General features: G+C 57.0%; 20 protein-coding genes and 1 pseudogene. 13 read left to right on the top strand and 8 right to left on the bottom strand.

All coding sequences use genetic code 11. From position 1 onward, the window contains the following. Window positions 1-20 precede the first annotated feature (20 nt). The gene (locus tag RBB80_RS20725; RefSeq protein WP_433969790.1) at window positions 21-599 is read left to right on the top strand and encodes a YdcF family protein; all 579 of its coding nucleotides are present in this window, start codon (window positions 21-23) and stop codon (window positions 597-599) included. 19 nt (window positions 600-618) lie between these two features. Here the strand turns inward: RBB80_RS20725 and RBB80_RS20730 are convergent, their stop codons facing one another. After that, window positions 619-993, bottom strand: coding sequence for a hypothetical protein (locus RBB80_RS20730; RefSeq protein ID WP_433964292.1), 375 nt, complete (start codon window positions 991-993; stop codon window positions 619-621). A 72-nt stretch (window positions 994-1065) separates the two neighbouring features. Between RBB80_RS20730 and dnaE the strand changes: the two are divergent. The 6 genes and pseudogenes from dnaE to RBB80_RS20760 all read left to right on the top strand — a co-directional run bounded on the left by dnaE (window position 1066) and on the right by RBB80_RS20760 (window position 9312). Next, a pseudogene (gene dnaE, locus RBB80_RS20735) lies at window positions 1066-4599 on the top strand (DNA polymerase III subunit alpha). 51 nt (window positions 4600-4650) lie between these two features. Then, the gene (locus RBB80_RS20740; RefSeq protein ID WP_433964293.1) at window positions 4651-5508 is read left to right on the top strand and encodes an acetyl-CoA carboxylase carboxyltransferase subunit alpha; all 858 of its coding nucleotides are present in this window, start codon (window positions 4651-4653) and stop codon (window positions 5506-5508) included. A 188-nt stretch (window positions 5509-5696) separates the two neighbouring features. Further along, window positions 5697-6302 carry a lysostaphin resistance A-like protein gene (locus RBB80_RS20745; RefSeq protein ID WP_433964294.1) on the top strand — a complete coding sequence of 202 codons (606 nt, stop codon included), beginning with the start codon at window positions 5697-5699 and terminating at the stop codon, window positions 6300-6302. Between the two features lie 406 nt (window positions 6303-6708). Continuing rightward, the gene (locus RBB80_RS20750) at window positions 6709-7923 is read left to right on the top strand and encodes a hypothetical protein (RefSeq protein WP_433964295.1); all 1215 of its coding nucleotides are present in this window, start codon (window positions 6709-6711) and stop codon (window positions 7921-7923) included. Window positions 7924-8019: 96 nt separating this feature from the next. Then, a complete protein-coding gene (locus tag RBB80_RS20755) occupies window positions 8020-8199 on the top strand; it encodes a hypothetical protein (protein WP_020713649.1) in 180 nt (59 codons plus the stop codon). Window positions 8200-8403: 204 nt separating this feature from the next. Then, a complete protein-coding gene (locus tag RBB80_RS20760; protein WP_433964296.1) occupies window positions 8404-9312 on the top strand; it encodes a dimethylarginine dimethylaminohydrolase family protein in 909 nt (302 codons plus the stop codon). A gap of 180 nt (window positions 9313-9492) precedes the next feature. Here RBB80_RS20760 and RBB80_RS20765 read toward each other — a convergent pair whose 3' ends face one another. From RBB80_RS20765 to RBB80_RS20780, 4 genes are all read right to left on the bottom strand, one after another. Next, complete coding sequence (locus tag RBB80_RS20765; RefSeq protein WP_433964297.1) at window positions 9493-9849, bottom strand: orotidine 5'-phosphate decarboxylase / HUMPS family protein; 357 nt, start codon at window positions 9847-9849, stop codon at window positions 9493-9495. After that, the gene (gene pyrF, locus RBB80_RS20770; RefSeq protein ID WP_433964298.1) at window positions 9831-10211 is read right to left on the bottom strand and encodes an orotidine-5'-phosphate decarboxylase; all 381 of its coding nucleotides are present in this window, start codon (window positions 10209-10211) and stop codon (window positions 9831-9833) included. The genes RBB80_RS20765 and pyrF overlap by 19 nt, the downstream gene beginning before the upstream one ends. Window positions 10212-10460: 249 nt before the next feature. After that, on the bottom strand, window positions 10461-10871 hold the full coding sequence (locus tag RBB80_RS20775) for a nuclear transport factor 2 family protein (RefSeq protein ID WP_433964299.1): 411 nt from the start codon (window positions 10869-10871) through the stop codon (window positions 10461-10463). A gap of 40 nt (window positions 10872-10911) precedes the next feature. Next, window positions 10912-11751 (bottom strand): aldo/keto reductase, encoded by an 840-nt coding sequence (locus RBB80_RS20780; protein ID WP_433964300.1) that lies wholly within the window; start codon window positions 11749-11751, stop codon window positions 10912-10914. 390 nt (window positions 11752-12141) lie between these two features. Between RBB80_RS20780 and htpG the strand changes: the two genes are divergently transcribed. From htpG to RBB80_RS20795, 3 genes are all read left to right on the top strand, one after another. Beyond that, complete coding sequence (gene htpG, locus RBB80_RS20785) at window positions 12142-14007, top strand: molecular chaperone HtpG (protein ID WP_433964301.1); 1866 nt, start codon at window positions 12142-12144, stop codon at window positions 14005-14007. Between the two features lie 174 nt (window positions 14008-14181). Continuing rightward, on the top strand, window positions 14182-14481 hold the full coding sequence (locus tag RBB80_RS20790) for a winged helix-turn-helix domain-containing protein (RefSeq protein WP_433964302.1): 300 nt from the start codon (window positions 14182-14184) through the stop codon (window positions 14479-14481). 88 nt (window positions 14482-14569) lie between these two features. Continuing rightward, entirely contained in the window at window positions 14570-15319 is a 750-nt protein-coding gene (locus tag RBB80_RS20795) for an SDR family NAD(P)-dependent oxidoreductase (RefSeq protein ID WP_433964303.1), read from the top strand. A 372-nt stretch (window positions 15320-15691) separates the two neighbouring features. On the opposite strand, the gene RBB80_RS20800 is transcribed toward RBB80_RS20795, so the two are convergent. Beyond that, window positions 15692-17299 (bottom strand): glycosyltransferase family 87 protein, encoded by a 1608-nt coding sequence (locus RBB80_RS20800; RefSeq protein ID WP_433964304.1) that lies wholly within the window; start codon window positions 17297-17299, stop codon window positions 15692-15694. 302 nt (window positions 17300-17601) lie between these two features. Here RBB80_RS20800 and thiD point away from each other — a divergent pair, with 302 nt between their 5' ends. The 3 genes from thiD (at window position 17602) to thiS (ending at window position 19284) form a co-directional block, all read left to right on the top strand. Further along, window positions 17602-18408 carry a bifunctional hydroxymethylpyrimidine kinase/phosphomethylpyrimidine kinase gene (thiD, locus tag RBB80_RS20805; RefSeq protein WP_433964305.1) on the top strand — a complete coding sequence of 269 codons (807 nt, stop codon included), beginning with the start codon at window positions 17602-17604 and terminating at the stop codon, window positions 18406-18408. A 273-nt stretch (window positions 18409-18681) separates the two neighbouring features. Beyond that, complete coding sequence (locus RBB80_RS20810) at window positions 18682-19038, top strand: hypothetical protein (RefSeq protein WP_433964306.1); 357 nt, start codon at window positions 18682-18684, stop codon at window positions 19036-19038. 21 nt (window positions 19039-19059) lie between these two features. After that, a complete protein-coding gene (gene thiS, locus RBB80_RS20815) occupies window positions 19060-19284 on the top strand; it encodes a sulfur carrier protein ThiS (RefSeq protein WP_433964307.1) in 225 nt (74 codons plus the stop codon). Here the strand turns inward: thiS and RBB80_RS20820 are convergent. Both RBB80_RS20820 and RBB80_RS20825 read right to left on the bottom strand, forming a co-directional pair. Further along, entirely contained in the window at window positions 19260-20105 is an 846-nt protein-coding gene (locus RBB80_RS20820) for a glycosyltransferase family 4 protein (protein ID WP_433969792.1), read from the bottom strand. The two genes, thiS and RBB80_RS20820, sit on opposite strands and share 25 nt — an antisense overlap. Next, window positions 20030-20497 carry a hypothetical protein gene (locus RBB80_RS20825; RefSeq protein ID WP_433964308.1) on the bottom strand — a complete coding sequence of 156 codons (468 nt, stop codon included), beginning with the start codon at window positions 20495-20497 and terminating at the stop codon, window positions 20030-20032. Before RBB80_RS20825 ends, RBB80_RS20820 begins: the two co-directional genes overlap by 76 nt. Between the last annotated feature and the right edge of the window lie 196 nt (window positions 20498-20693).

Consider the following 20693-nt stretch of genomic DNA (forward strand, 5'->3'; position numbering starts at 1 on the left):
TTCTGATCGTCTTGCTGGCAGTGGTCTTGGTCGTAATTGTCGGCGCCGCGTTCGTGTATAGGAATATTCCAAACTCCAACACCGAGCTAAGGCATTTTGACGCTCTTATTGTTCTGGGAAATCCTGCCTTGCCGGACGGAACACCCTCGCCAGAACAGAGGGAGCGCACTCTAGAAGCAGTTCGCGAATACGAGTCTGGTGCCGCGACTCATCTGATCTTCACCGGTGGCGCGGCACATAATCGCTTCGTCGAAGCTGACTTGATGAAGACTTTAGCGGTTGCGCATGGCGTCCCGAGCAACGACATTACGGTGGAAGACCAGGCACAGAACACAATTCAGAATATTTACTACAGCAACCAAATTATGGACGCGCATCATTGGACCAGCGCGGAAGTCATCAGTTCGCCAAGCCATATTCCTCGTGCTGCGCTGATCCTTTCGCACTATTCCTTTGCTTGGCGGACACATGCGGCACCGTGGCCCGCTGAGTATAGTCTGCTGCAGAGGGTGATGCATTTTTGCGTCGAGGCGGAGTATTGCTTAAGACTGCAAGTCTTCGGTTTTCCGGCTTCGCGGTTCCTGCCGAAACCAGCCTGACCGGTGTCTCGTGAGGGGGTCAGCCGGAGACGATGGGGAAGGGTAGATTATCTTGGTTGTCTTCGGCGAATACGGCTGTCTCGTCTGGATTGGCAGGGTTATAGCGGATGTTTACCAAGGGGTTGCCGGTGGCCTTTGACTCTGCCTCGTGGTGGGTGAGAGCAACGCTTCGAAGATAGCCGCCGTAATATTCACCGTTGATCTTGAAGTGGAAGCCAGCTTCGATCTGGTAGGGGACTCCAGGAGAGGCCACGTCTTGGTCGGCGTTCAGGACCTTCCAGTGGTTGATCTCGGCTTGCGTGTGCTGCCATTGACTGGCGAGGCGTAGCTTCTTGTCTCGGTTTCGGCGACGAAACCGGCGGCCAATCGCGTCGAGGAAGAGAATGCCAGCCATTTGGTTATGAACTCTGATGCGGCTATTTGGGACCGCGTTTTCCTACGGGGTGGTGGGTTCTAAACTAGAGGGATGGCAGCAGAGTTTACCCACCTTCATCTTCATACTGACTACTCCCTTCTTGATGGCGCGTGCGACGTCGATAAGCTTGCCGGGCACCTGAGCAAGATTGGCCAGACTGCGGCTGCAATGACCGACCACGGAAATATCTATGGCGCGGTGCACTTCTTCGACGCAATGCAGAAGAAGGGAATCAAGCCGATTCTCGGTTGCGAGCTTTATATCTGTAAGAATGATGATCATCGCGCCGCACCTGAAGGAGATAAGTATAACCACCTGCTGGTGCTGGCTGAAAACCAGGAAGGCTATCGCAATCTGGTTCGACTGACGAGCGAGGCGGCGTTGCATGGGTTCTATCGAAAGCCTCGCGTGTCGAAGGATTTTCTCGCAAAACACTCGGAGGGCTTGATTGGATTCTCGGGCTGTCTGGCGGGTGAGGTGAATCAGTTCCTGATGGAGGATAAGTACGACGAAGCCAAGCGTACCGCTGGTTTCTACCAGGATCTGTTTGGCAAGGGGAACTACTTTCTCGAGATTCAGGACCACGGCCTTGCACCGGATAAGGGGGTCTGCGATGCATTGTTCAAGATGGAGCGTGAGCTTGGTATCCCCCTGATCGCGACCAATGACAGTCACTATGTAGCCGCTGATGATTCGCGGGCTCACGAGATTTTGTTGTGCGTGCAGACGGCGGGTAGCATGAACGACCCAAAACGATTCAAGTTCGATACGCAGGAGTTTTACATCAAGAGCGCGGAGGAGATGCTGCGGACGTTCTCGCAGAATCCCGAAGTGTGCACGCGGACGATGCAGTTTATCGAGCGCTGCAATGTGAAGATGATGAAGGTTGACAATCCGTTTCCGGACTTCGTCGTTCCGGAGGGGAGACGCTCGACACCTACTTTGAGCAGGTATGCCGCCAGGGCCTGGAGATGCGACTCGAGACCGCGGTTGCCCATCTGCGTTCGCGAGGGCTACTGAAAAAACGATTCCTGAATATCATGAACGTCTGGATCGCGAGCTGAACATCATCAAACAGATGAAGTTTCCTGGCTATTTCATGATTGTTTGGGACTTTATCAAATACGCGCGCGAGCAAAAATTCCAGTGGGACCGGGACGTGGATCTGCTGCGGGGTCACTGGTGGCTTACGTAATGCAAATTACTGACATCGATCCGCTGCAGAATGAGCTACTATTCGAGCGCTTTCTGAATCCGGAACGCGTGTCGATGCCCGATATCGATATCGACTTCTGTATGAACCGGCGCGGCGAGGTGATTGAGTATGTCAATCGCAAGTATGGCCGGGATCAGGTCGCGCAGATTATTACGTTCAATACGATGGCGGCCAAGGCTGCGATCAAGGATGTAGGCCGGGCGCTGGATATGCCGTATGGCGAGGTCGACCGGATTGCGAAGATGATTCCGCCGACGATTGGGATCACAATCGATCAGGCCTTGAAGGATTCGCCGACTCTGGCGGGGGCGTATGAGGGCGATCCGAAGATCAAAGAGCTGATCGATGCGGCACTGCGGCTGGAGGGACTGGTTCGTGGTGCGGGAGTACACGCAGCAGGCGTTGTGATTGCGCCGAAGCCGTTGACAGAGCTGGTTCCGGTGACGCGCGCAAAGAACGACGATATCGTCACAGCGTATGACATGAAGGCCGTCGAGAAGATGGGGCTTCTCAAGATGGACTTTCTCGGACTGACGACGCTGACGGTTATTGATGACGCGTTGAAGCTCATTAAGTCGACGACGGGGGCAGATGTAGATATGTCGACGATTCCGCTCGACGATGTAACGACCTACGAACAGGTCTACCACCGTGCGTTGACCTCGGGGGTGTTTCAGTTTGAGTCGGGAGGGATGCGCGATGTCTTGCGGCGTTATAAGCCGAACACCGTTGAGGACCTGACCGCGTTGAACGCGCTGTACCGTCCGGGGCCGATTCAGGGCGGGATGATCGACGACTTCATCGAGCGCAAGTGGGGGCGGCGCGCGGTGAGCTATGAGCTGCCTGAGCTTGAGATGATTCTGCGCGAGACGCTGGGAGTCATCGTGTATCAGGAACAGGTGATGCAGATCTCGAACGTGCTGGCGGGTTATTCGCTGGGCGATTCGGACCTGCTGCGTCGCGCGATGGGTAAGAAGGATCCTGCGGAGATGGCGAAGCAGCGCGATCGTTTCATGAGCGGTGCGGCGGCGAACAAGCATCCGAAGGATACGGCGGGGAAGATCTTCGACTTGATGGCGCAGTTTGCCGGGTATGGTTTCAATAAATCGCACTCGGCTGCATATGCGCTGTTGGCGTACCACACCGCGTGGCTGAAGACACATTATCCGGTTGAGTTTATGGCAGCGCTGCTGACGAGCGAAACGTCTAAGCCGGAGAACGTCGTGAAGTACATCTCAGAGTGCCGCGAGATGAACATCTCGGTAGTGCCGCCGAATGTGCAGGTTTCTGATGCGAACTTTACGCCGATTAACGGAGCGATCGGATTTGGATTAGCTGCGATCAAGAATGTTGGGCATAATGCGATTGAGTCGATCATTACGGCCCGGACGGCGTTGCAGGCTGCGGGGAAGAAGGGGTTCTCCAGCCTTTGGGAGTTCTGCGAGAAGGTCGATCTGCGACTGCTCAATAAACGTGTGTTGGAGTCGTTGATCAAAGCGGGCGCGATGGATGCCTTTGGTGGCAGGGCGGCGCTGTGCGGTGCTCTCGATAAAGCGATGGAGCGAGCGCAGAAGTCTCAACGCGACGAAGCGGCGGGTCAGCACGGACTGTTTGGGATCTTCGACGCAGATATTCATTCCCCTTCTTCGAACAATGGGGAGGAGGCATTGCCCAGCGTGGCTGAGTGGGACGAACACACTCGGCTGCAGAACGAAAAAGAAGTGTTGGGGTTCTTTGTGTCCGGGCACCCGATGGATAAGTACCGGGAGAAACTCCGAAACATGAAGGTCGTCGATACGGTGACTGCGTGCGAGATGAAGCCTGAGCCGCAGGTGTTCCGACGCGGAAGAAACGAAGAGCCTCAGAATGAGATCTCTATCGCGGGCGTAATCACGGGCTTGAAGGTCGCGAAGTCCAAGCGCTCGGGCGAGATGTATGCGCAGGCTTCGCTCGAGGACACGGTGGGCAAGATCGAGTTGATCGCGTTTCCCCAGTCGTACGAAAAGCTTGCGGAGAAGCTGAAGATTGATGTGCCCGTGGTCGTTAGGGGAGTGCTGCGAGGGGAAGAGGATTCGGCGCCGAAGCTTGCGATCTCGAGCATTCAGGCGCTGGAGGACGTGAAGATCAAGCTGCCGGATTCGCTGCGGATCAAGGTGCCCCTGCATAATCCGGACGCGGCGTTGCTTGAGAAGCTGCATGCCATCCTGGTCGGCGCTCCCGGGAAGGGAAAGCTGCTGCTCGATCTCGAAGAGCCGGGTGAGTTTTGTGCGGTGCTGGAGCCTCACAACTGCCTGGTCGCTGCAGATCGGCTTTTCATCGATCAGGTAGAGGAGTTAGTCGGCCGCGGAGGGGTTCGCATCATTGACTAACCGTCGATGCCATACAATCGTTATAGAAATTTAACGAAGCATACCTAGACAATGGCAGAACACGAGACCGGAAGAACAACCCATTCCCAAGCAGTATCCGCACCGACTCCCGAGGCATGGATTAAAACGGAGTTGGCGCGGCACCCCCAGCGTCCCTACCCGATGGATTTCATTGCAGCATTGTTCACCGACTTCAGCGAGATTCACGGCGACCGCGCCTTTGGCGACGATGCCGCGATGAGTTGCGGGATGGCGGTCTTTCACGGCGAACCGGTGATGGTGATCGGGAACCTGAAGGGGCGCACGCTGAAGGAGCGGGTGGCGCGGAAGTTTGGCAGTCCCGATCCCGAAGGGTACCGCAAGGCTCTCCGGGCGATGAAGATTGCTGAGAAGTTTGGCCGTCCTGTGTTTACGTTTATGGACCTTGCCGGCGCATATCCCGGAATTGGAGCCGAAGAACGTGGCCAGGCCGAGGCGATTGCGCGAAACCTGCGGGAGATGTCCAGATTGAGGGTTCCCACAATTGCGACCATCACTGGGGAGGGCGGTTCTGGCGGGGCTTTGGCGTTGGCCGTTGCTGATCGCGTGCTGATGCTTGAGAATGCAATTTACTCAGTGATCTCTCCTGAAGCTTGCGCGTCGATCATGTGGAAGGACGCGAGCAAGAAGCAGCAAGCTGCAGCGGCTTTGAAGTACACAGCCGTGGACGTCAAATTACTTGGTTGTGTCGATGAGGTGTTGCCTGAGCCGTGGGGAGGGACGCAAAACAACCCGGAAGAGGCCATGGTGCTCGTTGACGAAAGACTGCGGAACAATCTTGCGGATCTTCGCGCATTGTCGCTCGAGTCGCTGCTGGAGCAGCGCTACACCAAGTTTCGTAATATTGCGCAGTTTTATACCACCGCTTAACGGTGCGACCGTTTCTGGAGTAGCCAGCGTTGCAAGCCTTCAATTCGACACACACAGGCCGATCTGAGCGCACCTTGCAACTGGCGCTCTTCGTAACATCTGCGACCTGGTTCGTGGCGTCGGATGTCCTGGCAGGACGCTCGGCGCGTGGTCTTTCAGAGCGATTTGGTCTTGATGCGGAGAGACCCTTGCTCGCCGCTCTATTTCTTCTTTTCTTGCTGGCTGTGGGGTTTTCGATCCTCCAGGCGATTGCGCATCGGCACTCCACCCTTCGGGAAGTTTTGGGCCTCCCAAAGCGGCCGACATCGCGGCGGGAATGGACCCTTGGGGCGGCTGTTGGCTGGGGTTGCGTGGTGCTGGCCGTTCTTCCGATGACGTTGACCGGAAAGTTGGACGTCCAGCTATGGATGCAGCCGCGGGCGATCTGGCTGTTGCTTTTGAATCTTCTGACTTTGGGGATCGCGGCGCTGGCGGAGGAGGTCGCGTTTCGCGGCTATCCTTTCCGGCGTCTGATTGAAGCGACGGGGCCGGTAGCGGCGACCATCGGAATGTCACTTTTATTCGGGCTCGGACACGCAATGAATCCGGGGGCAACATGGATGGGCGTCTTGGTGACGATGCTGGCCGGTCTGCTGTTTTCGGTGGCGTGGTTGAGAACGCATGGGCTGTGGCTATCCTGGGGACTTCACTTTGCCTGGAATGCCAGCATTGGGGTTCTGTTCGGCCTTCCCATCAGCGGCATCAGTGACTTCGCCAGCGTGGTGCAGACGCGGGCCTTTGGACCCTCTGGTTGACTGGAGGGAACTACGGACCCGAGGGGGCCGCCTTCACGGCTGTTGTCTTGCTAATCGGTGTCGGGGTTTTGATTCGTATTACTCGTGACTACGCATGGGATTACACCCATAAGCCGATCGTTGCGGGTGGCTATGCCATTGAAGTTCAGCCACCGCCAGCGCATCTAGCGATGGAACAGGAAGCGAAACCGGCGCCTGCGTCTTCTCTAGTCCAGATTCTTCCGGTAACACCTCAAACTCGATCGGTTGGCGAGGAACCAAAGCTCTGATTCGCGTCCGACTGAGTCGCCTTTGTTCTGATCTCGAAACTCGAGACTAATTCCATGTGGTCTGATCAAAATTCGTGAAGAGGCTCTTGTCAAAGGTGAAGAGAAAGCGCAAGCTGTTGTGTATCTGAGGTGCTTCCATGGCACTTTTTCAATACAGATCGACCCTCCTCCTGGGCGCGCTGGCGCTTTCGCTAGCAACGGCTCGTTGTCAGGTCTTTGTGGTTGGGGAAGGCACCGCAACCGCTGACATCTCAACGGATTTTTCCCCTACGCATGTCTCTCTTCCAGATACTCCAATGACAGAGCGGGGGCGTCGAGAGCTGGTCCGAAATCTTGAGGCTGAGCAAGGCTTTGCACATCGTTCGTTGCCGGTGAGCGCGAGTGTGACGCTCCGAGCAAATGGGCCGATTAGTCCCGGCGGGGCGGAGTACAGGAAGTTGATCTATCAGAAGGGTGAGGCTGCGGCGCTTGGGGATCGAGTCATCATTACGTCGATGGAGATCAAGCCGGATCGGATTGTGTTGGACCTCAATGGCGGTCCGTATGTGAAGCATCGCTTTCTAAGTCATATTCAGATCAATGATGCGCCGGTTGCTCAGACGAACGCGGAGAGGGCCAGCGGCTCGCGGATTACGCTGATCTTCGAGGGGCATGTCCCGGAGATCTCCGCCCCAGAGGTAAAGGCGCTGCTGGAGCCGGTGATCGATTTTGGAGTGAAGACCTCCGAACAGGCTTACGCGGACACGTTACCGCCGGTGTTGAAGGAAGCAATTGCTGCGCATGAAGTTCTGGTTGGAATGAACCATCGAATGGTACTGGCTGCGCTGGGCGCACCTGAAAACAAGATGCGTGACCAGCCGAGCGGGGACGCCAGCGGCGGCCGTTATGAAGAGTGGATCTATGGGCATGTTCCACAGACCATTCGGTTTGTGCGGTTTGTAGGGGACCGTGTGACTGTCGTGGAGATTGCGGCTCTGGGTAAGCCGATAGAGATTCATGACAAGGATGAGATGGGCGGGTACAACTCCACGGAGCCGATGCGCGAGGTTGCGATGGGAGACAAAGCCGCTGACGGAACGCAGAAGACGAATGGACCGCCAACGCTGCTGAAGCCTGGAGAGGCAGTGTCTGCGGGCCGCTCCGACAATAAAGTTCAATTTCCCGATGATAACAAAGGGGGACGTCTGCACCTGCATCCCCCGCGCAGCCGCCTTCGAACAACCTTGCATTGGCTCAGCAGCCACGTTAGGTCCTGGTCGTGTAGACTTATAGGAGAGCTTCAATCGCAGTTCTTCTCCTCCGATTCCCGCCGCGGTTCGTCCCGGACAATCTTTACGAGAAGCACCGGATGATGAGATTCTGCTTGCCTGCGAGGGTGGTAGCTGATCGAGCCATCCAATGCGTGGGCCGAGATATTCGTAACGTTCGTACTAGGGAGAGCAAGCATTATGGCGAAGATTGCCAAGACCGGCGACCGTAAGAAGGTCATGGATACTAACAAGAGCACGGATTGCCCGAAGTGCTCCAAACCAACTCGCATTGTGAAGCGCGTGAAGGACCGCGAGCGCGGCACTCCTGGCGGAGTGTATATCTCCTGCTCAGCGTGCGATTTCTTCGAAAAACTTTAAGCGAGCGATTCAACTCGATATCACAGGATAAGGAGCCCCACGTGGGCTCTTTGTCGTGTCTGGGCTATATTTTAATGTCTTCCCGTAAGGTAAGTTTTGTTGCGGGCTATGCACCAAAGTTGTACAGATAATTTATCGGCAAGGACTTGACGATCGTTGCTTGGGACGGGCAGACTCGACGCTGGAAAGTAGGAACCCCGTTTTATGATGACCAGCAGCTCTGCACTGACCTCCTCTGCATTTGCGCCTCTCCCGCACTTCAATCGCCCAACATTTCTGATGTGCCCACCAGAGTTTTATGACGTGAATTACGTCATCAACCCATGGATGGCGGGGAATCTGCACCAGCCGTCGCGGGATACTGCGTTTATGCAGTGGAAGAACCTCTACCGGCAGCTGCAGCGGGTGGCGGATGTTCGCTTGCTGCATGCACGGGAAGGATCGCCGGATATGGTGTTTGTGGCCCATGCGGCGGTGGTGCAGCATGGGGTGGCGGCGGTGTCGAGCTTCGCTCATCCGCAGCGGCAGACGGAGGAGGGGCATCTGCGAAAGTGGTTGCAGGACGCGGGTTTTCTGCTGTGGGAGACGCCGCGGGAGACTTCGTTTGAAGGCGAGGGCGATGCGCTATTCGATGCCAATGGCGGGCATCTGTGGGCTGCGCATGGGGTTCGGACCTGCCGGTATAGTCATAAGCATGTGGCAGATGCCTGGCATACGCGGGTGACTTCGCTGCATCTGGTGGATCCGCGGTTTTATCATTTGGATCTTTGCTTTGCGCCACTTAGCGGTGGGTATCTGCTTTACTTTCCGGAGGCGTTCGATGCGGCTTCTGTGGAGAAGATCGATGCTGGGTATGGGGCGGATAAGAGGATTGTTGTCAGCGAGTTAGAGGCTACGCAGTTTGGATGCAATGTGATCAATGTCGGGCGGAATATTTTGATGGGGGCAGTGGAGACGGATCTGGCTAAACGGTTGATGGAGCGTGGTTTCGATGTGACCGAGATGCCTCTGGGCGAGTTTCAGCGCGGGGGTGGGTCGGCGAAGTCGTTGGCTCTGCGGTTGAGCGATTCGGCGCTTGCTTTTGGGGATGCTCGGATCGAATCGAAGATCTAATTTTCTACGTTCAGGTACGTTTTTTGCGGTGTGGTGGAGGGGCGTTTTTGCTGGGGATTTTCCAGAAAAACGGATTTTTCACGTGGTGTTTTGGTGGTGACGTTGTGGTGTTTTGCGTGGTGAATGTGGTGTCTTAGCATCGATCTTTTTGGCTGCCAAAAAACACGCCAAATTTTTCAACTATTTTTTCTGGCTGGCTTCGGCCCTGGCTATCTCGTCGAGGATGTCCTGGGCAGCGCCGGCGGGGTCTGGGGCCTGGGTGATGGGGCGGCCTACGACCAGCATGGAGGCACCGCCGGCGATGGCCTGGGCGGGAGTGGCGATGCGCTTCTGATCGCCGATGGCGGTGCCGGCGGGGCGGATTCCTGGGATGACGAGGAGGGTGTCGGGGCCGGTGGCTGCTCGGACGGCGGCGACCTCTTCGGCGGAGCAGACGAAGCCGTCTATGCCGGATTGGGTGGCCAGCTTTGCGAGGCGAAGGACCTGGTCGGCGGGGGAGGCGCTGACGCCCGTGCCTGCTAGTTGAGCCGCGTCCATGCTGGTGAGGACGGTGACGGCGAGGAGGCGGGGGAGCCGGGGGCGCGGGCGGCTTCGGCAGCGGCGGTCATCATGGCGGAGCCTCCGCTGGCGTGGATGGTCAGGAGACTCGCTCCGGCTTGCGTAGCAGAGCGGACGGCACCGGCTACGGTGTTGGGAATGTCGTGGAGTTTTAGATCGAGGAAGACGTCGAAGCCCCGGTCTCGTAGCTGGCGGATGATGTCGTTGCCGGCTGCGTAGTAGAGTTCCATCCCGACTTTGAACCATCGGCAGGTTTGGCCGAGGGAGTCGACGAATTTCATAGCTTGATGGGCTTCAGGGTAGTCGAGTGCTACGGCGAGTCGATCTTTGGGCTCGGGCATGAGGTTAGTTTAACTTTTGTGCCGTTGGATGGGTGGAGTAAGTTGTGGGCGGATGGTTTGTGCGGTGCTGGTTGGTGCACGGGTTTGATTGGCGAAGACGATTCGCGCTGGGCGCGCGAAGGCCCACATCTCAGAATCGAGATATGGGCACCCGGCACCCGGCTGAATCTTTGCGAAGTGCGGCTCTGTCGTCAGGACCAGCGTTTTCGTAGACCTTAATTAATTCGATCAGATCTGCGCAATGGCTGGTCACGTGGTCCGCTGAACCCATTGGGTCCGCCAGGCTGGCGCTTCGAAGGGATCCGCGAAATACTGTGTCTCGTGCACGACCTTACCGTTGCAGAACTCCATAATGCTCACGGTGTATGCTGGTCGCCCCTGGTAGGTGATCGTGTATTCCGTGATCCAGAGATTGCCATTTCCGAGAATTCGCTTGACGTTGAAGCCCGATGGCTTGCCGGGATGATGACTCCGCAAGGCCTGCAGATTGCTTCGCCCGAGGATTCGCTCGCCTGACTGGGGGTAATCGCAGATGGCGTCGTCATCGTAGATATCGTGTTCCGCGTTTGCGTCTCCAGTTGCAGACGCGTGCCAGTGCGCATTCAGTGCTTCCCGTATTTGTTCCTCTTGTGCGAGGAGTGGGTCCTGTTCCGTTTTCATGTTGAGGCACCTCGTGGAATGAAACCTGGGCTGCCGGTATTCACCACGTCATTGAGTCTCTGCCTGGTCTGAATGCTACTGATTTCGTTAAACGCGTCTTCGGGAAGGGGGAGATATTGAAGTTCTCTCTCGCCCGGTCCGCACTCTTAGGGGTTGTAAGCAGAGCCGTGCCACGCTGCACTGCCCAGGCTAACAGCACCTGTGCCGGGGTCTTTCCGACTTGCGCAGCGATTGCCGAGATGACTGGATCTTCAAGCAGCCCTGGCCTCATTCCGTGACCCAATGGGGCGAAGGCCAAAAGAACAATGTCTCTCTCTTTGCAGAACTCGAGTAGGTCTGTTTCGGGGAGGTAGGGATGCGACTCGACTTGTACTGCAGATGGTTTGATTGTTGCAGATTCGTAGAGAGGCCGCAGCTGGTTCAAGCCAATGTCCGACAGACCGATGGCACGGCATTTGCCCTGGTCTACGAGACTCTCCATCGCTCTCCAGGTGTCGAGCAGAGTCACGTCGCGATCATAGAGGACTTTGCCGTTTTGATCGCGCGGGTCCTGCTCGTCCCCCGGTTGGAATGCAAACGGAGTATGAATGAGGTAGAGATCCAGGTAGTCGAGCCTGAGTCTATCCAGACTTGCATCGAAGGCCGGTTTCACGCGCTCGGGCCGATGATTGGAGTTCCACAATTTTGTTGTGACGAAGATGTCCTCACGCGCGATGCTTCCAGCGGCAAGACCCTGCTGTAGCGCCTGACCGACTTCACGCTCGTTGCGGTATCGCTCCGCACAATCGAAGTGGCGAAATCCGGCTTCGAGTGCGTCTCTGGTAGCGCTGATGGTCACAGCTGGATCGGGAATCAGCGTGCCAAACCCCAGTGCGGGCATCCTGCCCCCTCCGTGATTGAGGGGTATCCTGGTATTCCGAAAATCAGATAATTCGATCATCGTGAACGCCTCTACGAGGTGCGTTGATGTCTTGGGTGGTGGCATCATCATTCTGCTTTGCCCAACAGATGTTCGTCAACCACACCAGACGCATGGAGATCCTGGACAGGATTATTAATGCCCTGAAAGTCAGGCACAGTCTATGAGACGAAGGTACTGGTGCCGAGAATTGCGGATGAGTGGCGGCAGTGTGGAGAAGACGACTTCAGGGATCGCCGGGAGGCTGGATATCTTCGGGTTCTGATTGAATTCCTGCGTCGTGTAAGAGGTTTCTGTGACTAGACTGCCCGCTCTCGTTTTTGGCTTTGATTTTGGCGATAATAGAGGTCTATGTCGAAACGTGAATTTCAAACTGAAGTTAGTCAACTGCTGCAACTGATCATCCACTCGCTTTACTCTCACCCTGAGATCTTTCTTCGCGAACTGGTCTCGAACTCGTCGGACGCGCTGGATAAACTTCGGCATCTGACGCTGACCGATGAGGCTTACAAGTCGTTGCCGTTCGATCCTCGTATCGATTTGGAGTTGGATGAGGAGAAGAAGACTCTCACGATCAGCGATACCGGGATCGGGATGAACGAGGAGGAACTGACTTCGAATCTGGGGACGATTGCGCGGTCGGGTACGAAGAACTTTCTTTCGCAGCTGTCTGGAGATGCGAAGAAAGATTCGAACCTGATTGGGCGGTTCGGTGTTGGGTTCTATAGCGTGTTCATGGTTGCGGATCGTGTCGAAGTGGTGTCGCGCAAGGCTGGGGAAGAACAGGCGTGGCGGTGGGTGAGCGACGGCAAGACCGGGTTCGATATTGAACCGGCGGAGCGAGCCGTTGCCGGAACTACGCTGGTGATTCACTTCAATGAAGAAGGGAAGCAGTACGCGAATAGCTGGCGGCTGCAGGAGATCGTCAAGAAGTACTCGAACCACATTGCGTTTCCGATCTTTCTGACCTACGACAAGAGTGAGTGGAATGAGGCGGAGAAGAAGTCGGATAAAGTTCGCACGACCGCGCAGGTGAATGCTGCCAGCGCGCTGTGGCGACGTCCGAAGAGTGAGCTGACGGATGAGGACTACAAGGAGCTTTACAAGTCGGTGTCGGGTGGCTGGGACGATCCTTTGTTCTGGTTTCACACGAAGGCAGAGGGAAGCCTGGAGTACACGACGCTGTTTTATATTCCTGCGAAGGCTCCGCTGGATTTGTATAACGCTGAGTACAAGGTTGGGGTGAAGCTCTATGTGAAGCGGGTCTTCATTATGGATGACGCGAAGGAGCTTCTGCCGCAGTATCTGCGCTTTGTGCGAGGGATTATCGACAGCGAAGATCTTCCGCTGAATGTGAGCCGCGAGATTCTGCAGCAGAATCGCGTGCTGACGAGCATTCGTACGGCCAGCGTGAAGAAGATCCTCTCTGAGCTGAAGAACATTGCGGAGAACAAGCCTGAGGAGTATTTGAAGTTTATCGCGGAGTACAACCGTCCTCTGAAGGAGGGGCTGTACGGGGATTATGCGAATCGCGAGACGCTGCTGGAGCTGGTGCGATTCAAATCGACCAAGGTGGATGGGCTGACGAGTCTTGCGGATGTGAAGTCGCGGATGAAGGAAGATCAGAAGAGCATCTACTACATCACGGGTGGTGCGGAGTCGCTGCTTCGGACCTCTCCGCTGCTGGAGATCTACAAGAAGAAGGACGTTGAGGTTCTGATTCTTGATGATGACTTCGATGAGGTGATCTTCTCGGGTGTAGAGAAGTATGGCGAGATCGATCTGAAGGCGGTGAATAAATCTTCTACGAGCGAAGATCTGAAGAGCGAAGAGGAACCGGATAAGGCCGAGGGACTGAAGCCTCTGATCGAGATGCTGAAGAAGACGCTTGGTGATCGCGTGAAAGATGTGCGAGCTTCAGTGCGGCTGGCGGATAGTCCTTCGTGCATTGTGTCGGATGAAGAGGAGCCGTCGCTGAAGATGCAGCAGATGATGCGTGCGATGGGGCAGAAAGATATTCCTGCGCTGAAGCCTACGCTGGAGATTAATCCTGATCATGAGATTGTGAAGAAGCTGCTCGCGCGATCGGATGATTCGGTTGCTCAGGATGCGGCGTGGCTGCTGTTTGATCAGGCTCTTCTGATGGAAGGCGTGGCGCTTCAGGACCCTGCGGCGTTTGTGCAGAGGCTCAATCGCGTTTTGAATCTTTCGGTCTAAGGGTTTCGTGGCGGCTGTGGGTATAGGCAGCCGCTGCTACGCCTTCCGTTACGAGGACATGCAGGCTGATGGACTAAAGGTTTCATTTCGGCGAATAGTGATATTGGGGTCTCCGTCACTGCTGTGCCGGTTCGGCGTTGCATCGAATCAGCGAAAGGGACATCTGGTTTAAGTATGAAGAAGAAGGACCCGAGCAAGGAGATGACGCTGTCGGATGATCAGTTTCAGGCGATCGCCCGTGCGCTGAGTGATCCGCGCCGGTTTGCCATTCTTCAGCAAGTAGGGGCCTGCGAAGGGATGGAGTGCAGCGCGCTGCAGGAGCATGAGTCTATCAGTCCCGCTACGGTGTCACACCATATGAAGGAGTTGAGCGAGGCGGGGCTGATTGAGATAAAACGGGTGGGCCGAGGCGCTAATCTTTCTCTGTGCCGGCGGGTGCTCGATGCTTACCTCAGGCGCCTTGCCAGCATTTAGTTTCGGTAAATGACGAATCGGGTTGGGGGATCTCCGCATCTATTCGATAGCTGCATTGTTCGATAGATATCGAACCAAGGAGATTGAGATGGGAAAGCTTGCAGGTAAGGTAGCGGTCGTGACCGGGGCGTCGAAGGGTATTGGCGCCGGTATTGCGAAGGAGCTGGCGGCGCAGGGTGCGTCGGTGGTGGTGAATTATTCTTCGAGCAAAGAGGGCGCCGACAAAGTGGTTGCAGAGATTGTGAAGGCGGGCGGGAAGGCGATTGCCGTAGGGGGCAGCGTTGCAAAGGCCTCGGAGATTGAGACGCTCTTTACTGAGACAAAGAAGGCTTATGGCAGGGTCGATATTCTCGTGAATAACGCGGGGGTGTATGAGTTCGCTCCGCTGGAGGGAATTACGGAGGATGCGATCGACCGGATGCTGGGGATCAATGTGAAGGGATTGCTGCTCGCTACGAAGGCTGGCGTGGCGCTGTTTCCGGCGGAGGGCGGCAGCATCATCAACATTGGATCGGTTGCGAGTGAGCAGACGCCTCCGATGTCGGCGGTGTACAGCAGCACGAAGGGCGCCGTGGATGCGATTACGCGCGTGTTTGCGAAGGAGCTGGGGCCGAAGAAGATTCGCGTCAACGCGGTGAATCCCGGGCCTGTTGTAACGGAAGGCTTCAAGTCGGCTGGGGTCGAAGGAAGCGACTTCGAAAAGCAGATGCTGCAGGGCACTCCGCTTGGCCGTATCGGACAGCCTGAGGATGTTGCTACCGTGGTTGCGTTCCTGGCTTCAGACGATGCACGTTGGGTGACGGGCTCGCTGCTGCAGGCCGCGGGCGGGATGCGGTAAGGGAGTTTGCTGAAGGAGCGCTCCGGGCTTCGACGCCGGAGCGCTTTTTTGTCTGATTGAATCCGGGTGCTACTTCTGAGTTATCCGTGATCCCGAAGGAGCGGTTGCCGGAGACCGTGTATCGCCTCGCCTCCGCTATGCCGACATATCTGCACTCTTCCTTGGCGAAGCCCATAAACCGCAGAACCGAAGGCAGTTTTCGCATTAATTACGAATTGATCTTGTCAGAAATCCTGTTCTTAACAACTGATCGCCGAGGGTTACTTGTCCCGGAAAGCCGACTTTTAGTCCAGGTGGAAAGTCACCCACTGGAAATCAGTAAACCCTACGGGTTTTTCGGTACTGATCGGCCCGTCCCGCGGGGAGGCCCTGTCACTCCGGGGATGGCGTCGCGAAGCCGAGCGACGCAGGCACCTGACCCGATGAGTGCCCTCGCCTCCGCAACGCAAGCACGATGAGGATCACGATGACCATCTGAGGCAGCAGGATAATCGCCGAGACAAGTCTCGGATCCCTGGACGTCGATGGCACAATATTGAGCATCACCCAGGCCAGAAATACACCGAACAACGTCTTGAACGTGGGTGGAACCGTGGCCGCCAGCAGGGTGAGTAACCACAGCACGGGAATGACTGCATACAGCGGGAGGAACGGGCTGCGCAGAGACGCCAAAATCAGGATCGCCAGCCATGCCAGTGGTTCCCGTTCGCGGGTCAACGTTCGCCTCGCGACAAAGACTGTAACGGCCAAGAGAATCAGCGAGTAAATCCAGCCTACGATTTTCATTGCGCCGAACGACGCGCCGGCGACACCAAACAGGCGCAGTTTTAAAGCCATCCCGGGGACGGAGAAGTTATGCGCAACGGCCCAGGGGCGGCGAAACGCCGGGAAGGCTTCGCCTCCCAGTAGCCTGGGCAGATGATCGAGAAAGGCCTTATAGGGAGCCCATCCCGTGTCCACCAGTGAGATCGCTACCAGGGCAATGCACAGTCCGACCGTCCAAGCAAGAGCGCGCCACTTGCGCTGTACCAGCAGGTAAACCAGCAGCAGACCTGGGAATAACTTACTCACCGTCGCGTATGCCAGCAGTGCGCCACCAGCCGCATAACGACGCTGCGCGAGCAGCATCATCGCAATCATGGCAAGTGAGGACACGATCGCCTGCAAGTTGCCAACCTGCAAGGTTCCGATCGTTATGTCGGAGGCCAACACGAGGGGCGAGAACAGCAACGCGCGTGTGCCTGCCACCGGCCCGAGCATCCGGGCAACAACAAGCAGCCCAATGACCAGCACCGCGCCATTCAAGGCAAACCAGACCATACGGAAGCGAAGAAACTCCGGCGTCAGAATTGCCAGCGTGCGCGGAAGCAGAAGGAACGGTGGCGGATACTCGTAGGCGTCGATGTCGAACGATCCAATGGGGCGCGGCTTCCGCGGAGCGGTTGGATTCACGTCCGGGAAGGAATACAGTTCCCAGGCATATACATTGGGCACAGTTGCCACGGATCTGGCAGCCACGTAATAAGCGGACAGGCAGGAGTGTTTGGCCTGGAGTCCAAGCCCGCGCGAAGGACTAACGGCGCAGCCGACCTCCGCAGGGTTAACGATGAACACGCACAGACGGACCAACTGGCAGAGCGCCGCGAGAGTTGCCAGCCCGGATATGACCTTCAAGGCGCGGGAGTTCGCTCCTTCATCCAGCGGAACAATCGGGCGCCGCCAGAAGTACCAGGCGACGAATGCCGCAATGCCCACAGCCACAATAACAGCAACCAGTTTGGATCCCGTAAAACCCATTGCCGCAGCGAATGCGAAAATTCCGAAAGCACAGGCGAGCGACAGCGCTATCAGGGCGGGCAACAATCGAGGGGTAACGGTTCCGGGAGGCTCAGTAGTTTGGGTGGGCATGTCTACCCCCTCGAAAGCGTCCACCGGCGAGTTAATTCCTGCGTAGGTGTTCTGCCTGCGGAATTCGGCCACTTTACGCTACTCACGAGTACCTGTCTACCTTCGATCTCGAGACGAAAAACCGTAGCAACGGCCACGCTGATTCAAAAGCCGAACCTTCGCCTCAGCTTTACTTCACCTTCTTTGAGGTCCACGATTAGTACCGGAAAGTCGGCCAGTGTTTACGAATGCGTTCGCTCCACCTTGCCGCAAAACCGGCTACACGGAATCTGGTTTGATCCGGATAGGTCTTTGATAGACGCCCTTTCGTCACTTGACTACCAGATCGGCGGCGCGTTGTAAGGCCGCGCTTCCTTTATGCTGGAGGGACGCGAATGATGCAGACAGTTTTGACGATTGCTGGATTTGACCCCTCGTCGGGTGCTGGTGTGACCGCCGACCTGATGGTGTTTGCGGCGCATGGGTTATTTGGGACTTCGTGCGTTACGAGTTTGACCGTGCAGTCGACGCAGGGAGTGCGGGATAGTCTGCCAGTGCCGGCGGAGATGGTGAGGGCAACGCTTGATTGCCTGGAGAGCGACCTGCCGGCGGCGGGGATCAAGATTGGGATGCTGGGTACGGCGGGAAATGTGGTTGCGGTGGCGGAGTTTCTTGAGGGTCTGCGCGGGCACGGGTGGCGGGTTCCGGTGGTGCTCGATCCGGTGATGCGATCGAGTTCGGGAAGGGAACTGCTCGATGCGGAGGGGGTGGGGGTGCTGCGGGAGAGGTTGCTGCCGCTGGTGGATTGGGTGACGCCGAATCTGGAGGAGCTGGGGATTCTGGCGGGGCGGATTGTGATGCAGCGGGGGGATCTGCCGGAGGCGGCGCGGGATCTGCAGGCGCAGGGGACCGGATTGCATGTGGTGGCGACGGGCGGGCATCTGATGCCGCCGGACGACCTGCTGCTGCAAGCGGACGGAGAGATGGACTGGCTGGCGGGGGAGCAGATTGTGAGCCGGTCGACGCATGGGACGGGGTGTGCGTTTTCGAGCGCGTTGCTGAGCAGGGTGGTGCTGGGGGATGCTCCGCTGGGCGCGGCGATGATGGCAAAAAGGTATGTGGCGGAGGCGATTCGGACGGCTGAGCCGAGAGGCAAGGGGCTGGGGCCAGTGAATCCGCTTTGGCCGCTTCGGGATGAATAGCAGACTTCGGGTAGTGGGGTGGATGCTTCGTTGCGTCGAGATTCCATTGTGCTGAATCGGGAACCGAGGGTTGCGGTACGGTTTCGCGGGGACGATGGGAGCGAACAAAGACAGTTATGTACAGAAACTACATCGATTGGGTGATTGCGGCGTTGTTCCTGGACTGGTTCGATAGCGGTGAGGGTTCATAGGTTGAGTTGTCGTCGTCGGAACATTCCGGATAATGCCGCGGTGGGGTTCGCCGATAGGGATTAGGACGGAGGATTCAGGTCCATGTCCACAGTAGCTTTTCCCGGGGTCTATCGACCCGAACTCGTAAACCGGAACGCCTCGAGCGTTCCAACTCTTTCGCCGGGGAACCCCCAGCCGAAAAACGCAGACCTGACGATTCATCGGATCAGCCAGACGCACCACGGACGCACGCTTCTGACATTGGGACATGCAGCCGAGTACCTTGCGAACTCGCGGCGTTATTCGATCCAGGCGTTCGACAACAAATCTGACGATGAGGCGATTCACATTCTGATGGGGCTGAGCCGGAGTGTATTTGAAGACCTTGCCCGACCTGCAACTCTGACTCGCCGGACCTGGAACTGGTTGGTAGAACGGGTGGTGCGATTGTTGGCTTAGACTGCGAAGCTGCTAGGCTGGATGGGTATGGCACTTACGGTGATTTTGAACGGCCAGTCCCGCAGCTTTGACGCACTTGAGGAAGCTGCCAACCTTGAACAACTTGTCGTGGAGCTTGGATTGAAGGGTGACCGGGTGGCGATTGAACACAATGGCGAGATCGCTCCTCGCTCGAGTTGGTCCCAGACAGCTTTGCGCGGAGGGGACCGGCTCGAGGTGGTTCACTTTGTCGGGGGCGGAGTTTGACGAGGCGCTTCGCTCGGTGCCTCTTTTGCTATCAGGCGCTTTAGAAGAGACTCCCAGCGGTCGCCGTAGTCGTCCCAGCCTCCGAGAAGCTGGACTCGACGAAGAGCGGCTTCGCTCATCTGCGCCTGGAGGGCGGGATCGTCGGCGAGTTGTTGCATGCGCTCGGTGAGGGCAGCTGCATCGCGGACGGGGACTACAAAGCCTTCGACGCCGTTGGTGAATAGGTCTTCGCCACCGGTGTTGGTTGAGCAGAGAACTGGGCAGCCACAGGCGAGAGCCTGACCCTGGACGAGCGCCAGACCCTCTTCGATGCTGGGAAGGACCATGACGTGGCTGGTGCTCATGAGGTGGGCGAGTTGCTCCTGGGGGAGTGGTCCGAGGAACTCGACTTGTTGTTGTGGGAGGCGGTCGAGAACGGTCTTTATGTCGGGATGGATGGGGCCGGCGAGGCGTAGGCGTTTTGCGGGGTGGCGTAGCTGGGCGAAGGCCTCGAGCAGGTAGGGAACGCCCTTGCGCAGGGTGACGGAGCCGGCGAAGAGGACTTCGAACCGGTCGGCGGGTGGCTCTCCGGTGCGTGTGAATTTTTCCAGGCGAACGCCATAGGGGATGACATGGATCTTGCTGGCTGGGATGCCCATTTCGACGAAGGAGCGTGCGGCGAAACTGGAGGGGACGGTGATGGCGTCGGAGATCACGTAGATCTTTTCTTCGCGGAGAATGTCGCGAATGTCGGTGACTGGGCGGTCTACGTTCCAGCGCTGGTACTCCTCGGAGACGATGGTCTCCTGATAGCGCTGGTGGGAAGAGCCGCGGTCACAGATAAGGCGGCCGCCCGGGACTGTATCTCTCGGCCGGTCTTAAGGCTGGAGCCGGAGATGGCGATGACAGCGTCTGGTGTCGCGGCGCGGCGGGTTCTGCGGAGAGTCCACTCATCGAAGGAGAGCGCATTCGCATAACTTATTTGATCCATGAGCCATGGATGGTGAATGCCAAAGCGTTGCATGAGGATTTCGGAGGTGTGGACCCACGGGAACGTCTCCACAACTTCGCGGGGAAGGCCTTCGCGTTTCAGACGTGCCCATGGCCAGGTGGAGTAGATGCGTTGGAGATGGCCGCGGCGGTGAAGCTGGCGGGCGAGTTCAAAGTGATGAAAGACACCGAAGACCGTCTGAACGATTCGCATAGCGCCGGTGGGCGATTGACCTCGGTTCATCGTAACAAAGGTCTTTTGGCTAATGAGGTTCGAGCTCTTGCTTGAGGGTGTCTATGCGAGGCAGATTCGCCCCTTAGCTTGAATTGTTCTCTAGGTCTTGTAGCAGTGTTTGCATCCGCTCAGATTTTGTTTATCGCCGACGAAAATACCCCTGGGAATTTCGCGGTCAGCATCGCTGTTTACTTTGGTTGTCTTC

Source organism: Tunturiibacter gelidiferens, from assembly GCF_051013345.1.
In the GTDB taxonomy this organism is placed as follows: Bacteria; Acidobacteriota; Terriglobia; order Terriglobales; family Acidobacteriaceae; genus Edaphobacter; species Edaphobacter gelidiferens_A.